Below are 17,354 nucleotides of genomic sequence, written 5' to 3'. Positions count from 1 at the left end.
GCATCCCATGTATGATCCGGGTCTCGACCCGCCACCGTGCAGGCCTGCCGCCATGTCCGTCCGAACCGCGCTTCTGGTGATGACACTTGTCCTGCCGCTGCTGGCACTGCCGGCGCAGGCACGCGATGTACGCATGTCCGCCGCAGGTGGTGGTGGAGGCGGCACCGATTGCCCCGGGCAGGCCGAGGACGACGAGGCCGAAGTCGATCCGACGCGCGTCGGCAAGCGTGCCAGCCGCGACAAGCCGGTCATGACCCGCGGCGCCGAGCCGCAGGTGACGCGTCCGCGCTGGCACAGCTTCCTGCCGGGGATGTTCCGCTAAAGGCATGGCGTGATCAGGCGCCTGTTCCGGCGCCCGCCGCCGGATGTCGATGCATCGCTGTGGCGCGCACTGCGCCGTGACATTCCGCTGCTGGCCGCGCTCGACGACGAGCGCGCCGACCGCCTGCGCGGCCTGACCGCGCTCTTCCTCCGCGACAAGGTCATCACCCCGCTTGCCGGCCTCGCGCTCGACGACGCGCAGCGCGCGACCCTCGCCGCGCTGTGCTGCCTGCCGCTGCTCGAATTCGGCGCCGAAGGCCTGCATGGCTGGGCGCAGGTGCTGGTCTACCCCGATGCCTTCCGCGTCGACCGCCGCCACGTCGACGCCGCCGGGGTGATGCACGAATGGCAGGACGACCTGGCCGGCGAGTCGTGGGAGTACGGCCCGCTGGTGCTGTCCTGGGCCGATGTCGCCTCCGACCTCGCCAACCCCCGCGAGGGCTACTGCGTGGCGGTGCACGAGATGGTGCACAAGCTCGACGCGCTCGACGGCGCGCTGGACGGCACGCCGCCGCTGCCGCGCGCATGGCAACGCGAATGGGCGCGGGATTTCCAGCAGGCCTACGACGCGTTCGCGGCGCGCGTGGACCGCGACGAGGACACCGCCATCGATCCTTACGCCGCCGAGGCGCCGGAAGAGTTCTTCGCGGTCTGCAGCGAGTACCACTTCAGCGACCCCGTCATGCTCGAGCGCGAGATGCCGGTGGTGGCCGCGCAACTGCGGCGCCTGTACGGCGCGTCGCCGTTCGCGCCGGTCGCCTGACGCGCCTTACAGGCCGGGCGGCAGCCTGACCAGGAAGCGCGCCCCGCCCAGCTCCGGCGAGGCGCCGACCTCCAGTTCGCCGCGGTAGCTGCGCACGATGTCCTGCACGATCGACAGGCCGATGCCGTGGCCATGCACGCGCTCGTCGCCGCGCACCCCGCGCTGCAGCACGTGCGCGATGCGCTCGGGCGGGATGCCTGGACCGTCGTCGTCCACGGCGACCACCAGGCCCGGGCGACGGTTGGCGGCGGTGGCCCCGGGCGTGACGGTGAGCAGCACGCGCGAGCCCGCCCACTTGAAGGCGTTTTCCAGCAGGTTGCCGAGGAGCTCCTGCAGGTCGCCGACCTCGCCGTGGAAGCGCGCAGCGCTATCGATCTCGAATTCGCAGATCGTGCCCTTGGCGGCATAGATCTTCTCCAGGCCGCGGACGATCTGCTCCGCGTGGGGCTCGATCTCGACCGGCGCCGCGAACAGCTTGTGGCCGCCAGCGGCGCCGCGGCCCAGCTGGTAGGTGACCAGGTCGTTCATGCGCCGCACCTGCATCGCGACTTCGTCGCGCAGCTCGTCATGGCTGGCATCGTTTTCCAGCCGCGAACGCAGCACCGCCAGCGGCGTCTTCAGGCTGTGCGCGAGGTCGGCCATGGTGTTGCGCTGCTGCTCCAGGTTCTCGCGCTCGCTCTCCACCAGCGCGTTGATGCTGTCGGTCAGGGGCTCGAGCTCGCGCGGGTGCAGCTCGCTCATGCGGTGCGCCTGCCCGCGCTGCACGCGCTTGAGCTCGGCGACCACCTTGCGCAGCGGCCACAGGCTCCAGCGCAGCACCAGGCCCTGCAGCAGCAGCAGGATCACGCCGGCAATGCCGAGGTAGCGCCACAGCGCGGCGCGGAACACGCGCACCTGGCGCGGCAGCGTGCCGGCGTCCTCCATGATGTAGATGGCGTACGGGAATTCCGCATCGGGGCCGCGACTCGCGTCGACCAGCCCGATACCGAAGCGGAACACCTCGCCCGGCTGGCCGTCGCTGCGGGTGATCGCCAACGGACCCTCGAAGCGCTCCTCGAGCGGATCGAGCATGACGGCTTCGGGCAACTGCGGGCCGCGGGCCGAGCCGGAGCTCCAGCTGTCGTTGGGCAGCACGATCTCGGCGTACAGGCCGCTGCCGGGGCGGTCGAAACGGCCATCCGGGGGCACGTACGGCGCGATCAGCGACCCGTCGCGGGCGAACTCGGTGGCGCCGGCGTACGCGTAGGCATAACTTTTCAGGCGTTCGCGCAGGCCTTCGCCGGCCACGTCGACGAACGCCCGGTCAAGCGCGAAGCCGGCCAGCGCCAGGAACGCCAGCAGGCCCATGCTCGCGGCCAGCAGCTGGCGCGACTGCAGCGAGCGCGGCCGCCAATGCAGTCTCCGATGGCCCGCCTGCGGCATGCCGCCTTCCCCTCCCCGTCACGCGGGCGCCGCCGGGCGCCCGCACCGCTCAGGCTTCGCTGCTGCGCGGAATCGCGAAGCGGTAGCCGCGACCGCGGACGGTTTCGATCGGCTTCAGCGTGCCCTCGGGATCGAGCTTCTTGCGCAGCCGGCCGATGAACACCTCGAGCACGTTCGAGTCGCGGTCGAAGTCCTGCTGGTAGATGTGCTCGGTGAGGTCCGCCTTCGAGACCAGCTCGCCGGCGTGCATCATCAGGTACTCCAGCACCTTGTACTCGTAGCTGGTCAGGTCGACGTTGGCGCCGTTGACGGTCACCGTCTGCGCGGCCAGGTCGAGCACCACCGCGCCGCATTCCAGCGTCGGCTTGCTCCAGCCCGCGGCGCGGCGCACCAGCGCGTTGATGCGCGCCAGCAGCTCTTCGACGTGGAAAGGCTTCACCAGGTAGTCGTCGGCGCCCTGCTTGAGGCCGTCGACCTTGTCCTGCCAGCTGGACCGCGCGGTGAGGATCAGCACCGGGAACTGCTTGCCTTCGTCGCGCAGCGCCTTGACCAGCTCCATGCCCGACATCCGCGGCAGGCCGAGGTCGATGATGCCGACGTCGAACGGGACTTCGCGCCCCATGTACAGGCCTTCCTCGCCGTCCTGCGCGGCATCGACGGCGTAGCCTTCGCGCTTCAGGCGCGCGGCAAGGGTTTCCCGCAGGGGGGCTTCATCTTCGACCAGAAGAATGCGCATGTGCGTCTCCATGAAATAGCGTGCGGCGGCGGCCCGGGGCATCGGGCGCGGTGATGCCCACCATGCTACCTAGGTTGCGCATTCAGTCGTCGTCACCGCGTGTACGGCGCAGCGGACGGCTGGACTGCGGATCATCCATGTACACACGGACGCGGCCGCGCTCGTCGATGACCTTGACGCGATTGATGTTGCGACCGTCATAGGGAACGCTCTCGGCGCTCAGCACCTGGCCGCGTCGCGACGCTTCGCGCACCGAATCGGCGAGCGCATCGCGCTGGCGCTGGCGCGGGCTCTGGCCACGCGCGTCGGAATCGCTCCGCCGGGCCTGCGCGGCCTCCCGGGCTGCGCTGTCATCGGCGCTGCGCGCCCCCCCCTGGCCCTTGCCGCCGCGACGCCCGTCGTCGGCATGTGCCATGCCACCAGCCGCCACCGTCGCAAGGACGGCCATCAGGCACAGGGTGGAGGCGCGGACGCTACGGACGGGCATAGGTGCAAATCCAAGTGATTACAGAAGGTTACACGGAACAGCGGTACGGCATCGAACAGGCAGGCATTCTCGGAAGCGGGCGGTGAATTGGTCCTTAACTTTTCCAGGGGCCAATGCGGCGGTTCAGGCCCGGGGCAATCAGAAGATCTCGGCGACACAGCAGCGCAACGACCCGCCCGCGGCCTCGATCGCATCCAGCGGCACGCTGCGGACCACGAACCCGGCCGCAGCGAGCGCCGCCAGGCTCGCCTGCGACAGCGCCTGCGCGGCACGCGCGCTCATCCACACCGCGTCGGCCGACAGGCTGATGGCATTGCCGGCAAACGCGGCCTGCTCCGCCGCCGAGAGCCGGATCGCGTGCGGCGCGTACAGCCGGGCGACGGCGTCCACCACGCCGGGATCGGCGAAGCCGGCCGGACAGATCAGCGCCGCGCGCCCGGCGAGCACCGCCAGCACCACGTTGGCGTGGTACTCGCCCGGCGCCAGGTCGAACATCAGCGTCGCGCGCAGGCCGAGCGCTTCGTGCATCAGGCGGGCGCCGGCTTCGTCGCAGCGCTCCGACAGGCCGCACAGGCCCAGGCCGCGGGCGCGGTCGATCACCAGCGCGCCGGTCAGCTCGCAGGGATGCGGCTGCGGCGAGAGGTCGCGTTCGGCATAACCGAGGACGTCGCGGAAGAATCCGCGGATATCCGGCCGTGCGGCCTCGCGCCGGCGCACCGCATGGCGCATGCGGCCGACCACCAGGGTGTCGCGCGCGGTCGCGAACACGTTGTTCGGGAACAGTGCGTCGGGTGCTTCCGGATCACCGGGGAAGCAGATCGTCGGCAGCAGCTGCGACAGCGCGCGCTGCAGGTCGCGGTGCTGCGCCGACGCGCGCGCGGCGTCGAAGCCGGCGGCCCCGGCCATGTAGCGGTTGTCGGATGCCGATTCCTCGGCGTGGCCGAAGCCGTCCGGCGCGACCAGGAACGCGGCACGCGCGGTGGCGGGACCGAAGTCCGCTTGGGCATCGGCGGCGAGCGCGAGGAAGGCGGCGGTGTCGCGGGTCAGCATCGTGGTGTCAGGCGGCGACGCGCGCGTCGCCCTGTGTCGGTGCCAGCGCCGCCTCGACGAGGTCCCAGCCGGCACCCGGCTTGTGCGCGCCCTCGCTCAGCACCTGGCGGAAGGCGCGGCCGCCGCGCTCGCCATGGAACAGGCCGAGCAGGTGGCGGCTGATGTGCTTGAGCTGCGCGCCGCGCGCGAGCTGGGCTTCGACATAGGGGCGCATCGAACGCAGCACGTCGGCACGCGTGGACAGTTCGCCGCCGAACCAGGCCACGTCGAGCCGGTGCAGCAGCCACGGGTCGTGGTACGCCGCGCGCCCCAGCATCGCGCCATCTGTGTGCGCGAGGTGCGCGGTCGCCTCGCCGGCGTCGGCGATGCCGCCGTTGACGATCACCGTGAGCTCCGGGCGCTCGCGCTTGAGCGCGTAGGCCCAGTCGTAGCGCAGCGGCGGCACCTCGCGGTTCTCCTTCGGCGACAGGCCCTTCAGCCAGGCATTGCGCGCGTGCACCACGAACGTGCGGCAGCCGGCCGCTGCGATGGCGTCGACGAAGGCGAGGAAGCGCGCGTACTCGTGGTCGTCATCCACGCCCAGCCGGCACTTCACCGTGACCGGCACGTCGCAGGCGGCGATCATCGCCGCCACGCAGTCGGCGACCAGCGCCGGCTCGCGCATCAGGCAGGCGCCGAAGCGCCCGGCCTGCACGCGGTCGGAGGGACAGCCGACGTTGAGGTTGACCTCGTCGAAGCCGTGGCCGGCGCCGATGCGCGATGCCTGCGCCAGCAGCGCCGGTTCGCTGCCGCCGAGCTGCAGCGCCACCGGGTGCTCGACCGGGTCCAGCGCCAGCAGCTTGGCGCGGTCGCCGTGGATCACCGCGTTGGCGTGCACCATCTCGGTGTACAGGCGCGCGTGCGGCGCGAGCAGGCGGTGGAAGACACGGCAGTGGCTGTCGGTCCAGTCCATCATCGGCGCGACCGAGAGGCGCGCGGATGCCGCGTAGCGCGCGTGTTCTGTGTTCTTCATGGACCTGCTGTCTGTCGAATCGATGCGATTGGCGGCCGCCCGCTAGGGTACACCGCGGCAATCCGGCCCCGCCCGGGGATCCGACGTAGACTCGGGACTCCCCGCAACAGGGCTGCCGGATGGCCGAACGCACGCACCATCTCACCCTGCGGTTCCTTGCCGAGCCCACCGACGTCAACTACGGCGGCAAGGTGCACGGCGGCACCGTGATGAAGTGGATCGACCAGGCCGGCTTTGCCGCAGCCGTCGGATGGAGTGGCCACTACTGCGTCACCGTCGCGGTCGGCGGCATCAGGTTCGTGGCGCCGATCCGCATCTCGGACCTCGTCACCGTTTCGGCGCGCCTGGTCCGTACCGGGCGCACGTCGATGCAGTTCGGCGTGGACGTGCGTGCGCGCGACCCGATGGGTGGCGACGACCGCCTGTGCACGCACTGCGTCATCGTCTTCGTCGCCGTCGATCGCGATACCGGCACGCCGCTGGAAGTGCCCGGCTGGACGCCGACCAGCGATGACGACCTGCGCCTCTGCGAATACGCCGAGAAGGTCATGGCGCTGAGCAAGGGCATCGAGGACACCGTCGCGCATTTCTCGCCGCGGAATGTCGCGGGCTAGCGCGTATCCACCGGCAGCGGCCGCGCCCAGCGCTCGTAGCTCTCGGCGATGCCCCCGCGCAGGCGCCGCGCCTGCGGCGAGCCCTTGGCCACGCCCATGCGCGCGGCGATCGGCGCCCAGCCCTGCGAGCTGTCCGCCGCCCAGGCGTCGAGCAGCGCGCGGCAGGGCCGGCCGGCGACGCGTGCCAGCGCGCAGGCGTAGTACACGTCGCCCGCGCTCCAGCGGCGCTCGCCCACCAGCAGGTCGGTCACCAGCGGCCGCGGCGCATCGAAATAGCGCACCAGCTCGTCGATGAAGGCGTCACGATGGCGCGCGGCGTAGGCGTCGATGTCCGTGAGCAGGTGGTCGATGGCGGGATCGCCCGTGCCGGGCCTGGCATCGGGCGCGGACGCCGGCGTGGCGGCGGCGCCTGCTGTGCGTTCGGCATCGCTGCCGGCAACCGGCGCGGTGGCCTGCGGCGACGCGTGGGCGAGCGCCGACAGGCCGAACACGGAAACGAGCAGCAGGCTGCGGGGGATCATGCGTGGCTCCGGAAACGGGTCATGGCCTCGCGGCCACGGGTTGCAGGATGTCGCCTTCGCGCCCGGGGAACGCCAGGCCCGCGGCATCGCGTGCCTGCAGGGCGCCATCCTGAAGCAGCGCGTAGCGGCGCAGGCCGCCGGTGGCCGGCTCCAGGCTGAGCAGCGCGTCGTCGAGCCGCCAGGCGCCGGTTTCCTCGAAACGCACACTGCCATCCAGCGCGATGTAGACCTCGACCAGCGCGTAGTGGCTGGCGTCGCCCTGGCGCTCGAGCACCAGCAGCGTGTCGATGCCCTCGCAGTCCGCGCAGGGCAGCGTGCCACGCCATTCGATGCTGCCATCCGCGCCACCGAGCGCGGGCAGCTGCGCATCGGGCCCGCGCGCAGGCTCGCAGCCACCACCGGCGACGACGAGTGCGATCAGCAGGACGGCAGGAAGGCGTGCCATGCGCTGATTGTGCCGCAGGCGGCGCGGCGCGTGGCACGCCGCCGCCCCGCGCCGTGCGATGGACGCACGCGGCATTCAGCCGGCGGCGATCGCGCGCAGCGCCCCGGGAAGTTCGTCTGCGTGGGTGAGGCTGCGCAGCCGGCGCGCGGCATCGGCGGGAATATCGGCCTGCCGCTCGTGCTCCCAGGTCAGGTGGTAGGGCACGTGCACGCCCCAGCCGCCCAGTTCCAGCACCGGTGCGATATCCGAGCGCAGCGAATTGCCGACCATCACGAAGCCTTCGGGCGGAATCGCGAACTCCTCCAGCAGGCGCCGGTAGGTGGGCACGTCCTTCTCGCTGACGATCTCGATGCGCCGGAACAGGTGCGACAGACCTGAATCGCGCACCTTCGCCTCCTGGTGGAACAGGTCGCCTTTGGTGACCAGCACCACGGGGTAGTCCGCAGCCACCTGCTCGACCGCTTCGCGCACGCCCGGCAACAGGTCGACGGGATGGCGCAGCATTTCCTTGGCCATCTGCACGATGCGCTGCAGGTCGCTGGACGAGATGCGCGACTCCGTGATCTCGATCGCCGCCTCGACCATCGACAGCGCCATGCCTTTCACGCCATAGCCGAATACCGCGAGGTTGGCCTTCTCGATTGCGTAGAGGCGCTCGGTGGTGCGCGCGTCATCGCCGACGTAGGCGCCGACGATCGATTCGAACGTGGATTGCGCGGCGGCGAAATAGTCCTCGCTGCGCCAGAGGGTATCGTCGGCATCGAAGCCGACCATGCGGATGGTGGTCATCGCGACATTATCGCTGGGTGGCTTCCGGCCCGGGTGCATTAGCGACGCCTGCAGGACGAGCAAAACGCATGGAGGCCCCTGTGGTGGCCGGGAGGCCTTCGCGGCTCATGTCCCCCGGATCCGCCTACGGCGGATGCCTCCTCCTTGACTTCCCCGCGAAGGCCTCCCGGCCACTTCGGGGCTTTGGGCCGGCTGCCAGTACGCGGGCCATGCGCGAGATTGCGGCCGTGGGCTTTGCTTCTGGAGCAACGCGTAGTCCAGCGGACCCGGCACCCGCGTCGCAGCGTAGCCGCGGTACCGCACCCGTCGGCCGGATGCGAGATGGATCAAAAAAAGGGGCGGCCTTGCGCCGCCCCTCCTGGAGAAACGTCGTGCCGGAAAGCCTCAGCCTTCGTCGTCCGCCTTCGGTGCGGCAGGACCGGCCTTGGCCACAAAGGCCTTGTACTCGTCGGCGGTCAGCTCGCCGTCGGCATCCACGTCGGCCTGGGCGAAGACCTGCGCGAGGCTGGCGATCTCCGCGGACTCGGTCAGCGAGATCGAGCCGTTGCCATCGGTGTCGACATCGGCCCAGCTCAGCTGGCGCGGCTCGGCGGCCGGCGCCGCGGCAGGTGTCGCCGCCGTGGCGGCGGCAGCGGACTGCGCTTCGCGGACTTCGGGGCTGGGCTCGCTCTGCGCAAATGCGACCGGCAGGGCGAGCACGGCGCCAAGGGCGATGAGGGCGGCAAGCGGCTTGGGGGAAATCTGCATCAGGGCGTCTCCTTGGTGGACGCGGGGGCGTCCATTGGGTTCGGTGGTGATTGCGGTGATCGTCGATCCGTTCCGCACCGCCACCCTGCCCACGCGCTCATTAACGTTTCACCCTCCACGATCCGGCACCTCCACACGGCATTAACCAACTCGCCGCCGATCCACGCTAGGCAGGTGCCCACGCCACGCCACTGCGCGCCTGCGGACGCCGCGCCGCACACGCGCGACGGTGAACCCAACACAACGTTTACATCCGGGGATGCGCCCGGCGCATCGCTGCCGGATACTTGCGTGCCACCGCCACGGAGACCCGCGATGAACCGACTCGTCCTCACCGCAGCATGCGCGCTCGCCCTTGCCGGCGCCGCCTGCCACCGCGACGGCGAGGCCGGTGTCCCCGGCTCCGCGCCGGTCGACGCTGCAGCCGCATCGCTGGCCGACGCCGCCACCGACGCCGGCCGCGCCGATGCCGATGCGCGCCCGTTCGCGGTCGACGTCATCGCCAAGTTCGACGAGCCGTGGGCGATGGCCTTCCTGCCCGACGGCCGCCTGCTGGTCACCGAGAAGAAGGGCACGCTGCGCCTGGTCGACGTGGAGAGCGGCGCCAGCACGGCCATCACCGGCGTGCCGGAGGTTGCGTACGGCGGCCAGGGCGGCTTGGGCGACGTGCTCCCGCACCCGGACTTCAGCAACAACGGCCTGGTGTACCTGAGCTATGCGGAGCCGGGACGCGGCGACGAGCGCGGCGCGGCGGTGGCGCGCGCGCGGCTGGTGACCGGTGCCGACGGCGGTCGCCTCGAAGGCCTGCAGGTGATCTGGCGCCAGGTGCCGAAGATGACCGGCAACGGCCACTACGGCCATCGCCTGCTGTTCGGCGCTGACGGCAAGCTGTGGATCAGCTCCAGCGAGCGCCAGGCGTTCGACCCGGCGCAGGACATGGCCTCCAACCTCGGCAAGATCATCCGCCTGGAGGACGACGGCAGCGTCCCGGCCGACAACCCGTTTGCCGCACAGGGCGGCGTGGCAGCGCAGGTCTGGTCGCTGGGCCACCGCAACGTGCTCGGCATCGATTTCGATGCGCAGGGCCGGCTGTGGAATACCGAGATGGGGCCCAAGGGCGGCGACGAGCTCAACCTCGTCGCGCGCGGCGCCAACTACGGCTACCCGATCGTCTCCAACGGCGACCACTACGACGGCCGCGACATCCCAGACCACGACACGCGGCCCGAATTCGAGGCGCCGGCGATCTCGTGGACGCCGGTGATCTCGCCCTCGAGCCTGCTGTTCTATTCCGGCGGCGTCTTCCCGGAGTGGCAGGGCAACGCGTTCATCGGCGGACTGTCATCGCAGTCGCTGGTGCGCGTGGCGTTCGACGGCGACACCGCCCGCGAAGCGGAGCGCTTCGACATGGGCGCGCGCATCCGCGCCGTGGAACAGGGCCCCGAAGGCGGGCTGTGGCTGCTCGAGGACGGTGGCCGCGACGGCTCGCTCGGCCGGCTGCTGAAGCTGGTGCCCGCGGGCGACTGACCCGCGCTGCGGTCAGGGCAGCACCACCCCGCTGCCCACCTCCCGGCCGTCCTCGATGAGGCGGAAGCCGCGGCTTCCGCCTTCGGCAAGGCGCACCGCATCGCCGCACATGAGCGCGACCTCGTGGCGGCTGCCGGGGGCGATTTCGGGAATGTCGCCGCGGCTCACGGCGCAGCGCGTGGTGGCGGTGCCCTCGAACTCGACGTCCACGCGATAACCGCCCGCGAACGGCGCGACGCGACCACCATCGGCCGTCGCACGCATCTCCAGCCGCACCGGCACGCGGCTCTTGGCGGCGAAGTCCAGGCGCGGCGGTCGCGCGGCATTGTCGGCATCGCCCACCTGCTCCGGCGGCTGTGCTCCGCAGGCGACGAGCCCGGACGCCAGCACCACCGCAAGCCAACCCGCTCCCGCTCCACGCATGGCAACTCCACGTTTGGCCAAAGCCGCATTATCCGCGTTTGCGGCGGTGATTCATGCACCCTGCACGGCGTACTGACATAGTGGGCGCGCAACCTCCGCCATGTTCCGTAACCGGCAGCCGCTCCCGATGTCCGACGCCAGCCCCGCCATGACCGAATCCGAGCTCGACGATGCGATCGCCGAACTCGAGGACCAGATGGCCGACTTGCAGCTGCGCCACAAGGACCTGTTCGCCTACGCCAACGCCTGGGCCGAGCGCCATGACGCGATCATGCGCCGCGCGCCCGAGGAGCTGCGGCCCGACGCCTCCGCGCGGCTGCGGCGCATCGGGATCCGCTGGGGGCTTGCCGACGGCGCGCGGATGACCACGCAGTTCCCTGCGCTGCGCCGCGCCTGACCCGCCCCCGCGCCACCGGCGCGATCAGAAGTCGATCGCTTCGGTGACCTTTTCCAGCAGTCCGCCGTATATCTCGACCTGGCTGGTGATGTGCTCGGCGTGGTCGGTGTGCAGCACTTCGAAGTCGTACTGGATGAACGGGTCCATCTCGTCATCGAGGTAGATCCGCGTGTAGCGGTAACGCGTGTTGAGCATGTTCGCCATCTGCAGGCTGAGGCCGTCGGCCATGTCGATGCCGACCTCGAGCTGCATCGAGCCGCAGGTGCCGTTGTCGCAGTCATAGAAGTTGGCGTAGGCATTCAGCCCGTTGATCTTGAACTTCACCATCGGATCGCCGACGGAGTCGGTGGTGAGCTCGGGTTCGAGATCCATCTGTGCCAGGACCGCCACGACCTCCGGGCCGGTCACGCCCTTGCTGGCGGCGTGCGCAGGCACAAGCACCATTCCCGCGCCCAGCAGCAGTGCCAGCGCGCCCTTCATTCCGATCTTCGCCATGTTCAACCCCCTGTGGTCAAGCGGCGATCTTACCGGGGCTGCGGTGGCTTGGCATCCGTGGCGGGGGTCTCCGCGGCCAGCGACTCGTACGCGCGCCGGACCGTCTCCGCGCCATGGCGGCGCTCCAGCCTGCGCACCACGAAATGGCCGCGCGCCATGCGCTGGAAGTGCCGCATGAACACCGTGTTGAGCGTGGCGCCAGTGACCGCGCCGACCACCGGCACGGCCTGCAGCGCCAGCTTCTGGCTGACGTTGACCGAGAACCGCGAGGCGATGGCCGACAGCAGCTGCACGATCGCCGGCCCGCCCTTCCCGGCCATGCCGTGCACGGCGACGTACTGGGCGGCGGCCGCGACCTGCTGCGCAAGCAGCGCGCGCGCGGCGAAGTAGCCGGATTCGCTGCCGTCATCGGCACTGCCGCGCCCGCCCATGGTCAGCACTTCGAAGCACGCGAACGTCGCCTGTGGATCATCGAGCGCCTCGCCCTCGCTGCGTGCCACGTCGGCGATCGAACGCAGGATCAGCGTGGTGGTGACCGGAAGCTCCAGCGCCAGGCCCGCCATGCCGAACGCACCCCCGACCGCGCCGGTGGCCGCGGCGGCGAAGGTGTGGCTGCGCGTGCGCGCGGCGCGCGGCGCCCCGCCCTTGGCGAGCGTGGCCATGGCCACGCGCAGCGACTGGTCCAGCGCCTTGCGGGTGGCGGTATCGACCAGCCGCGACACCGCGGCCGGCAGGCGCCGCGCAAGCACGTACTCCAGCGGCGCGCCGACGGCGTTGGCGAGCTGCGCGGCGAGCCCCGGGTTCTCAAGCAGCGCGCGCGCCTCGCGCAGTGCGGCCAGGTCGTCCGCATCCAGCAGGGGCGACGGCAGGGGCACGGGCACCTCAGGCATCCGCCCCACCGTGGACGGCGGACGCAGGTATGGCGATGCGGCACATGGCGGGTCTCCAGCGGGTGCAACCACGCTAGCAGCCTCGCGCGTGGGCGCACCGTCACGGCTGCGCTTGACCTCGCTCAATGCGCGCGCGCAGCGGCCGCGACAAGCTCACCCTCGCCGCCGTCCGCCTGCCGCCGCCATGACCGATCCCGCGCTCCATCCCTGCTTCCTCGGCCCCTACGGCGAGAACGACCAGCTGCTGGAGTCGCTGGTGGTCGAGTTCCTGCGCGACCACGTGTACTGGCGCCGCAACCTGCACCCCGAGGATCCACCGGCCATCCCCACCGGTGCCAACCGCCGGCCCGACTACATCGACTTCGAGTCGCGCCTGCGCCGCGAGCTGCACCTGCTGTCGGCGGCGCTGAAGCGCAGCGTGCCGTTCCACAGCCCGCGCTACCTGGGCCACATGGTCAGCGACCTGCTGATCCCGGGCCTGGCCGCGCAGATGCTCGCGCTGCCCTACAACCCCAACAACGTCAGCGCCGATGCCGCCCCGATCACCATCGACCTGGAGCTGAAGGCCGGGCTGCAGCTGGCGGCGATGGTCGGCTACCCCGCCGACCCGGCCGCCGCCGACTGTGCATTCGGCCACCTCACCTCCGGTGGCACGCTGGCCAACGTGCAGGGCCTGCGCCTGGCGCTCGCGCTCAAGGCGTTCCCGGTCGCGCTGCGCGCGGCGTCGGTGCCGCTGGCCGGCGTGCCAGGCGACGACTGGGAGGCCTTCAACACCGGCCCGACCGAGGCGACCACGCTGTATGCGGCCTGGTGCGCGTGGCGCGACGGCCTGCCGGCGCGCGAGCGCGTGGCCTGGCAGCGGCGCGTCGATGCGCAGCGCATCGAGACCCTGGGGCTGGTCGGCTTCCTCGAGCGGCATCCGGCCCTGTCCACGCCGCTGGTGTTCGCGCCCGCCACCGCGCACTACTCGTGGAGCAAGGGCATGAAGATGCTCGGCCTGGGCCGTGCGCAGCTGAAACTGGTGCCGGGGCGCGCGATGCGCCTGGACGTCGATGCGCTGGAGGACGCGCTGGACGGCTGCCTGCGCCACCGGCAGGCGGTGCTGATGGCGGTCGGCGTGCTCGGCAGCACCGAGTTCGGCACGATCGATCCGCTCGACCGCCTGGCCGACGCGCGCGCGCGCATGCAGGCGCGCGGCCTCGGCCTGTCGCTGCACCTCGACGCCGCCTGGGGCGGCTACCTCGCCGCACTGTTCCGCGACCAGGATGGGCGCCTGCGCACGCAGGCGGAGGTCGGCACGGGCTTCCACGACTTCCCGCGGCGCAAGGTGCACGCCGCGTTCGCCGCCATCCCGCGCATGGATTCGATCACCATCGACCCGCACAAGCTTGGCCACCTGCCCTATGGCGCCGGTGCGTTCCTGTGCCGCGACCAGCGCGCGATCGGGCTGCTCGCGGAGGACGCGGACTACGTCTTCGACGGCGCGGCCGGCAGCGACTATTTCCAGCGCCACGGCCAGCTCGGCCGCTATATCCCGGAAGGCTCCAAGCCCGGTGCCAACGCCGCGGCGGTGTACGTGACGCACAAGGTGCTGCCGCTGGACCACGCCCACTTCGGCCGGCTGCCCGCGCAGGGGCTGCTCGCCACCGAGGCCTTCATGGACGAAGCGCGTGGATTCGTCGCGCGCATCGCGCCGCTGGCCACCGCGCTGGTGCCGTTCACGCCCGACTGCAACCTGGTGTGCCTGGCCCTCAATCCGCGCGGCAACCGCGACGTCGCGCGCATGAACCGCTTCGTGCGCGGGCTGCACCGCGCGCTGCGCGCCGACCCCGTGCAACCGACGCAGCGCGGCGAGTACTTCGGCTCGATGACCACGCTGCGGCCCGACGCCATGGGCGCGTCCGACACCGCGCGCGTGCTGCACGCGCTGCAGCTCGACGCCGACGCGCTGGACGACGCGAGCGAGGACCGCGACCGCATCGCGATCCTGCGCCATGCGCTGATGAACCCGTTCCTGCTCGACGCCGGCCCCGCCGGCGGCGGCTACATCCGCGGCTACTTCGACCACCTCGAGCGCCTCGTCGCGGCGGCACTGGCGTCCGACGCGCGGCCGGCCTGCGCCTGAGACGCCTGGCGCGGCCTACGCCGCGTCGGCCGGCTCCTCCGCGGGCGTCGGTGCGTCGTCGCCGGCCCACTCGTGCCGGTGGTCGTCATCGAGCAGGCGCATGCGACGGCGCTCGACCTTGAGCTGGCCCGCCGCACGCACGGTGCGCGTGGCCTCGAGCATCTCGACCACGCCCGTGGAGCGGCGGAACAGCACGAACCCGCTCTCGATGATCGACAGCTCCGCGGGCAGCTGCGCACGGGCCTCCTCGGGCATCGACTCGAGCAGCATGCCGAGGAAATGCCGTGCCGCCTCGGCGGCCTTCGCCGGGTCCACGCGCGTCGTCCACTCCAGGAACACGTCATCGGGATCGGACTCGCGCAGGTGGATGCCGAACGTCACGCGCGCCGGCAGGCTGCCGCCTGAAAGGGGATTGTCGAGGTCGACGTCGATTTCGTACTCGCGGCCGTCCTCGAGCTCGACGCCGACGAAATCGTTGTAGCGCACGGCGTCCTCGGACAGCAGCCGCTCGAGCACCTCGGGCGAGGTGAGCCGTTCGACCATGCCGTCGACCGTCTGCAGCGCGGCCGAACGTGCCGCCTGCAGCACCGTGGGGTCGGCTGCCGCTTCGGCGTCGCCGGGGGCCGCGGCGGCGAACTCGGCGTCCAGCGCCGCGGCGGTCGCTGCAACCATTGCCTCCTTCATGACCGGGCGCATGCGCGCGGCGACCCCGGTCAGGTTGCGGATGCGCTGGTAGTTGCCTTCGCCATCGAGCTCGACCTCGAGCACCAGGTCACCCAGCGATTCCATCAGGCCCTGCGTCACCTCGACACCGGCCGGCTCGCCCTCCAGTACCTCGAACCGCGTGTCCGCGAACGACCACTCCTGCAGGTAGCCGTCCTCGCGCGCCTCGCGGATGCTGACGGTCTCGATGCCGGTGATGCGCGTGCGCTCGCGGCTGTCGCCGTCCTGCTCGTCGTCGTAGTCCTCGGTGGCATAGCGCAGCGTGACGCCCTCGCGCCACGGCAGCATCCAGCCGATGACGTCCCCGGCGGGCGCCGCGGCACCCTTGCCGTTGCCGACGTTCTTGTCGGCCGCGTGCGCGCCGGCCGACCACGCCAGCATCAGCAACATCACGGCACACAGGCCCTTTGCGCGTCCCATCGCGTTCCCCTTGCCGCGCCCCCCGGCGCAATGCGGCGGATTCTACGCGAAGCGGCCCAGCCGCCCGACGGCGTTGCCGGCGCAACGGCCAGCGAGCATGATCGCGACATGTCCCGATTGCCGCCGCAACTGCCGCGCAATTCACGATACGCATGGGTGATGTGTGCGGTGCTGCTGGCCGCGGGCTGCAGCACCGCGCCGCGGATCGATGGCGCGGCGGACAGCGACCGGGTCGCACCCGTGCAGGCGCCGCCCGCCATGCGCGACGGCTTCCTCATCACGGCCGACAGGCTTGATACCTGGAATGCGGTCGGCCAGCTGCTGGTGCGCAGCAGTGACATCCGGCTCGAAGGCCGCTCGGAGATGCTCGACCTCCATGCGGTCACCTATCGTGGCCAGGACATCCTGCTGCTGACCCGTGCCGTGCCGCTGTCACCCGACGTCCGGCGATCCACGACCCGCGTCAGCGCCGTGGCCGGGAACGGCGCGGCGCTCGACGGCACCGCCGCCGCGGACCTGCTCACGATGCTGCAGCGCAAGCTGCCTGCGGAGATCGAACGGGTCAGGGCGTTGCAGGCGTCCAGGCCCGCGCGCTAGGCCGCAGTCCGGCGCTCGACCGTCGGCGGCCCTGCTGCGATCGCTGCCTCACCCGCACTTCGAGTAGCCGCAGTTCAGGCACGTCGCGCAGCCATCCATCATCACCAGTGCCTTGGTGCTGCACTTGTGGCACATGGTGGCCGACGGCGGGAACACGGCACCGTCGCCGGTGACTTCGATGTCCTCGCGCGCACCCTGGCTTCCAGCGGCGGAGGCCCCGCGCGGGCTCACGTCAGCGTTTTTTTTTAGGTCCAGCTTGGCGAACGCGGCGCGCTTCTCGGCGATGAGCGCCCGGGTGGCATCGCTCATGTCAGGGTCGTGCATCATCCCGATCGACTTCAGGTGGTCCTCGACGATGCTGCCGAGTTCGGCGACCAGCGACGGCATGTACACGCCACCGGCCTTGAAGTAGCCGCCCTTCGGGTCGAACACGGCCTTCATCTCGTCGACGATGAAGGTGACGTCGCCACCCTTGCGGAACACCGCGGACATGATGCGGGTGAGCGCGACGATCCACTGGAAGTGTTCCATCGACTTGGAATTGATGAAGATCTCGAACGGGCGCCGCGACTCGTGTTCGGTGTCGGCGTTGAGCACGATGTCGTTGATGGTCACGTACATCGCGTGCTCGACCAGCGGCGATTTGATCTTGTAGGTGTTGCCGATCAGGATCTCGGGGCGCTCGATGCGCTCGTGCATCTGGATCACTTCGGCGGTGGGCAACGCGGGTCCGGACAGCGCGCGGTCGGCGGCATCGGCGCTTGCGGCCTTGTCCGCTGCGCTGACGACGGCGTATCCGGTGATTTTCTTCTCGATCTTGACGGCCATGACGCGGGTTCCTGGTGTTCGT

20 protein-coding genes and 1 pseudogene are annotated in these 17,354 nt (G+C 71.0%); 7 read left to right on the top strand and 14 right to left on the bottom strand.

Annotation, left to right across the window (positions count from 1 at the left end):
• The first annotated feature begins 52 nt into the window (after positions 1-52).
• Both JHB91_RS11810 and JHB91_RS11805 read left to right on the top strand, forming a co-directional pair.
• Positions 53-322 carry a hypothetical protein gene (locus tag JHB91_RS11810; protein ID WP_199473004.1) on the top strand — a complete coding sequence of 90 codons (270 nt, stop codon included), beginning with the start codon at positions 53-55 and terminating at the stop codon, positions 320-322.
• Positions 289-1,084, top strand: a pseudogene (locus tag JHB91_RS11805) (M90 family metallopeptidase). The gene JHB91_RS11810 and the pseudogene JHB91_RS11805 overlap by 34 nt, the downstream one beginning before the upstream one ends.
• Positions 1,085-1,090: 6 nt before the next feature.
• Here the strand turns inward: JHB91_RS11805 and JHB91_RS11800 are convergent.
• The 5 genes from JHB91_RS11800 to dusA form a co-directional block, all read right to left on the bottom strand.
• Positions 1,091-2,506: a sensor histidine kinase gene (locus JHB91_RS11800; protein WP_199373583.1), complete on the bottom strand. Its 1,416-nt coding sequence runs from the start codon at positions 2,504-2,506 to the stop codon at positions 1,091-1,093.
• Between the two features lie 49 nt (positions 2,507-2,555).
• A complete protein-coding gene (locus JHB91_RS11795) occupies positions 2,556-3,242 on the bottom strand; it encodes a response regulator transcription factor (RefSeq protein WP_199373584.1) in 687 nt (228 codons plus the stop codon).
• 82 nt (positions 3,243-3,324) lie between these two features.
• On the bottom strand, positions 3,325-3,729 hold the full coding sequence (locus tag JHB91_RS11790) for a hypothetical protein (RefSeq protein WP_199373585.1): 405 nt from the start codon (positions 3,727-3,729) through the stop codon (positions 3,325-3,327).
• A gap of 138 nt (positions 3,730-3,867) precedes the next feature.
• Entirely contained in the window at positions 3,868-4,779 is a 912-nt protein-coding gene (locus tag JHB91_RS11785; protein ID WP_199473003.1) for an arginine deiminase-related protein, read from the bottom strand.
• Between the two features lie 7 nt (positions 4,780-4,786).
• Positions 4,787-5,791, bottom strand: a complete 1,005-nt coding sequence (gene dusA / locus JHB91_RS11780; RefSeq protein ID WP_199473002.1) for a tRNA dihydrouridine(20/20a) synthase DusA — start codon at positions 5,789-5,791, stop codon at positions 4,787-4,789.
• A gap of 119 nt (positions 5,792-5,910) precedes the next feature.
• Between dusA and JHB91_RS11775 the strand changes: the two genes are divergently transcribed.
• On the top strand, positions 5,911-6,405 hold the full coding sequence (locus JHB91_RS11775) for an acyl-CoA thioesterase (protein ID WP_199373588.1): 495 nt from the start codon (positions 5,911-5,913) through the stop codon (positions 6,403-6,405).
• Here the strand turns inward: JHB91_RS11775 and JHB91_RS11770 are convergent.
• The 4 genes from JHB91_RS11770 to JHB91_RS11755 all read right to left on the bottom strand — a co-directional run bounded on the left by JHB91_RS11770 (position 6,402) and on the right by JHB91_RS11755 (position 8,907).
• A complete protein-coding gene (locus JHB91_RS11770) occupies positions 6,402-6,926 on the bottom strand; it encodes a hypothetical protein (RefSeq protein WP_199473001.1) in 525 nt (174 codons plus the stop codon). The genes JHB91_RS11775 and JHB91_RS11770 overlap by 4 nt on opposite strands.
• A 19-nt stretch (positions 6,927-6,945) precedes the next feature.
• Positions 6,946-7,371, bottom strand: coding sequence for a copper resistance protein NlpE N-terminal domain-containing protein (locus JHB91_RS11765; protein WP_199373590.1), 426 nt, complete (start codon positions 7,369-7,371; stop codon positions 6,946-6,948).
• A gap of 75 nt (positions 7,372-7,446) precedes the next feature.
• On the bottom strand, positions 7,447-8,160 hold the full coding sequence (locus JHB91_RS11760) for an HAD family hydrolase (protein WP_199473000.1): 714 nt from the start codon (positions 8,158-8,160) through the stop codon (positions 7,447-7,449).
• 384 nt (positions 8,161-8,544) lie between these two features.
• The gene (locus JHB91_RS11755; RefSeq protein ID WP_199472999.1) at positions 8,545-8,907 is read right to left on the bottom strand and encodes an EF-hand domain-containing protein; all 363 of its coding nucleotides are present in this window, start codon (positions 8,905-8,907) and stop codon (positions 8,545-8,547) included.
• Between the two features lie 432 nt (positions 8,908-9,339).
• Between JHB91_RS11755 and JHB91_RS11750 the strand changes: the two genes are divergently transcribed.
• Positions 9,340-10,434: a PQQ-dependent sugar dehydrogenase gene (locus tag JHB91_RS11750; RefSeq protein ID WP_233398726.1), complete on the top strand. Its 1,095-nt coding sequence runs from the start codon at positions 9,340-9,342 to the stop codon at positions 10,432-10,434.
• A gap of 12 nt (positions 10,435-10,446) precedes the next feature.
• On the opposite strand, the gene JHB91_RS11745 is transcribed toward JHB91_RS11750, so the two are convergent.
• Complete coding sequence (locus tag JHB91_RS11745; protein ID WP_199373594.1) at positions 10,447-10,857, bottom strand: hypothetical protein; 411 nt, start codon at positions 10,855-10,857, stop codon at positions 10,447-10,449.
• Positions 10,858-10,984: 127 nt separating this feature from the next.
• On the opposite strand from JHB91_RS11745, the gene JHB91_RS11740 reads away from it, so the two are divergent.
• Positions 10,985-11,254, top strand: a complete 270-nt coding sequence (locus tag JHB91_RS11740; RefSeq protein ID WP_199373595.1) for a hypothetical protein — start codon at positions 10,985-10,987, stop codon at positions 11,252-11,254.
• 24 nt (positions 11,255-11,278) lie between these two features.
• Here the strand turns inward: JHB91_RS11740 and JHB91_RS11735 are convergent, their stop codons facing one another.
• Both JHB91_RS11735 and JHB91_RS11730 read right to left on the bottom strand, forming a co-directional pair.
• Complete coding sequence (locus JHB91_RS11735) at positions 11,279-11,749, bottom strand: YbjN domain-containing protein (protein ID WP_199472997.1); 471 nt, start codon at positions 11,747-11,749, stop codon at positions 11,279-11,281.
• Between the two features lie 29 nt (positions 11,750-11,778).
• Positions 11,779-12,639, bottom strand: a complete 861-nt coding sequence (locus tag JHB91_RS11730) for an EcsC family protein (RefSeq protein ID WP_199472996.1) — start codon at positions 12,637-12,639, stop codon at positions 11,779-11,781.
• 184 nt (positions 12,640-12,823) lie between these two features.
• On the opposite strand from JHB91_RS11730, the gene JHB91_RS11725 reads away from it, so the two are divergent.
• Entirely contained in the window at positions 12,824-14,764 is a 1,941-nt protein-coding gene (locus JHB91_RS11725) for a pyridoxal-dependent decarboxylase (RefSeq protein ID WP_199472995.1), read from the top strand.
• Between the two features lie 15 nt (positions 14,765-14,779).
• Here JHB91_RS11725 and JHB91_RS11720 read toward each other — a convergent pair whose 3' ends face one another.
• The gene (locus JHB91_RS11720; RefSeq protein WP_199472994.1) at positions 14,780-15,907 is read right to left on the bottom strand and encodes a hypothetical protein; all 1,128 of its coding nucleotides are present in this window, start codon (positions 15,905-15,907) and stop codon (positions 14,780-14,782) included.
• Between the two features lie 108 nt (positions 15,908-16,015).
• Here JHB91_RS11720 and JHB91_RS11715 point away from each other — a divergent pair, with 108 nt between their 5' ends.
• A complete protein-coding gene (locus tag JHB91_RS11715; RefSeq protein WP_199472993.1) occupies positions 16,016-16,504 on the top strand; it encodes a hypothetical protein in 489 nt (162 codons plus the stop codon).
• A 48-nt stretch (positions 16,505-16,552) separates the two neighbouring features.
• On the opposite strand, the gene JHB91_RS11710 is transcribed toward JHB91_RS11715, so the two are convergent.
• Positions 16,553-17,332, bottom strand: coding sequence for an NrdJb (locus JHB91_RS11710; protein WP_199373600.1), 780 nt, complete (start codon positions 17,330-17,332; stop codon positions 16,553-16,555).
• Between the last annotated feature and the right edge of the window lie 22 nt (positions 17,333-17,354).

It is taken from the genome of Luteimonas sp. MC1828 (assembly GCF_016461615.1).
GTDB lineage: Bacteria > Pseudomonadota > Gammaproteobacteria > Xanthomonadales > Xanthomonadaceae > Luteimonas.
The sequence above is the reverse complement of the archived record's forward strand: the minus strand, read 5'-3'. Positions and strand labels throughout refer to the sequence as shown.

Excerpts from the sequence above, each read along its gene's own strand:
- JHB91_RS11725 (WP_199472995.1), top strand. The coding sequence starts at position 12,824 with ATGACCGATCCCGCGCTCCATCCCTGCTTCCTCGGCCCCTACGGCGAG.
- JHB91_RS11755 (WP_199472999.1), bottom strand. The coding sequence starts at position 8,907 with ATGCAGATTTCCCCCAAGCCGCTTGCCGCCCTCATCGCCCTTGGCGCC.
- JHB91_RS11710 (WP_199373600.1), bottom strand. The coding sequence starts at position 17,332 with ATGGCCGTCAAGATCGAGAAGAAAATCACCGGATACGCCGTCGTCAGC.
- JHB91_RS11745 (WP_199373594.1), bottom strand. The coding sequence starts at position 10,857 with ATGCGTGGAGCGGGAGCGGGTTGGCTTGCGGTGGTGCTGGCGTCCGGG.
- JHB91_RS11800 (WP_199373583.1), bottom strand. The coding sequence starts at position 2,506 with ATGCCGCAGGCGGGCCATCGGAGACTGCATTGGCGGCCGCGCTCGCTG.
- JHB91_RS11775 (WP_199373588.1), top strand. The coding sequence starts at position 5,911 with ATGGCCGAACGCACGCACCATCTCACCCTGCGGTTCCTTGCCGAGCCC.
- JHB91_RS11785 (WP_199473003.1), bottom strand. The coding sequence starts at position 4,779 with ATGCTGACCCGCGACACCGCCGCCTTCCTCGCGCTCGCCGCCGATGCC.
- JHB91_RS11735 (WP_199472997.1), bottom strand. The coding sequence starts at position 11,749 with ATGGCGAAGATCGGAATGAAGGGCGCGCTGGCACTGCTGCTGGGCGCG.
- JHB91_RS11740 (WP_199373595.1), top strand. The coding sequence starts at position 10,985 with ATGTCCGACGCCAGCCCCGCCATGACCGAATCCGAGCTCGACGATGCG.
- JHB91_RS11730 (WP_199472996.1), bottom strand. The coding sequence starts at position 12,639 with ATGCCTGAGGTGCCCGTGCCCCTGCCGTCGCCCCTGCTGGATGCGGAC.
- dusA (WP_199473002.1), bottom strand. The coding sequence starts at position 5,791 with ATGAAGAACACAGAACACGCGCGCTACGCGGCATCCGCGCGCCTCTCG.
- JHB91_RS11720 (WP_199472994.1), bottom strand. The coding sequence starts at position 15,907 with ATGGGACGCGCAAAGGGCCTGTGTGCCGTGATGTTGCTGATGCTGGCG.
- JHB91_RS11760 (WP_199473000.1), bottom strand. The coding sequence starts at position 8,160 with ATGACCACCATCCGCATGGTCGGCTTCGATGCCGACGATACCCTCTGG.
- JHB91_RS11765 (WP_199373590.1), bottom strand. The coding sequence starts at position 7,371 with ATGGCACGCCTTCCTGCCGTCCTGCTGATCGCACTCGTCGTCGCCGGT.
- JHB91_RS11790 (WP_199373585.1), bottom strand. The coding sequence starts at position 3,729 with ATGCCCGTCCGTAGCGTCCGCGCCTCCACCCTGTGCCTGATGGCCGTC.
- JHB91_RS11715 (WP_199472993.1), top strand. The coding sequence starts at position 16,016 with ATGTCCCGATTGCCGCCGCAACTGCCGCGCAATTCACGATACGCATGG.
- JHB91_RS11770 (WP_199473001.1), bottom strand. The coding sequence starts at position 6,926 with ATGATCCCCCGCAGCCTGCTGCTCGTTTCCGTGTTCGGCCTGTCGGCG.
- JHB91_RS11810 (WP_199473004.1), top strand. The coding sequence starts at position 53 with ATGTCCGTCCGAACCGCGCTTCTGGTGATGACACTTGTCCTGCCGCTG.
- JHB91_RS11795 (WP_199373584.1), bottom strand. The coding sequence starts at position 3,242 with ATGCGCATTCTTCTGGTCGAAGATGAAGCCCCCCTGCGGGAAACCCTT.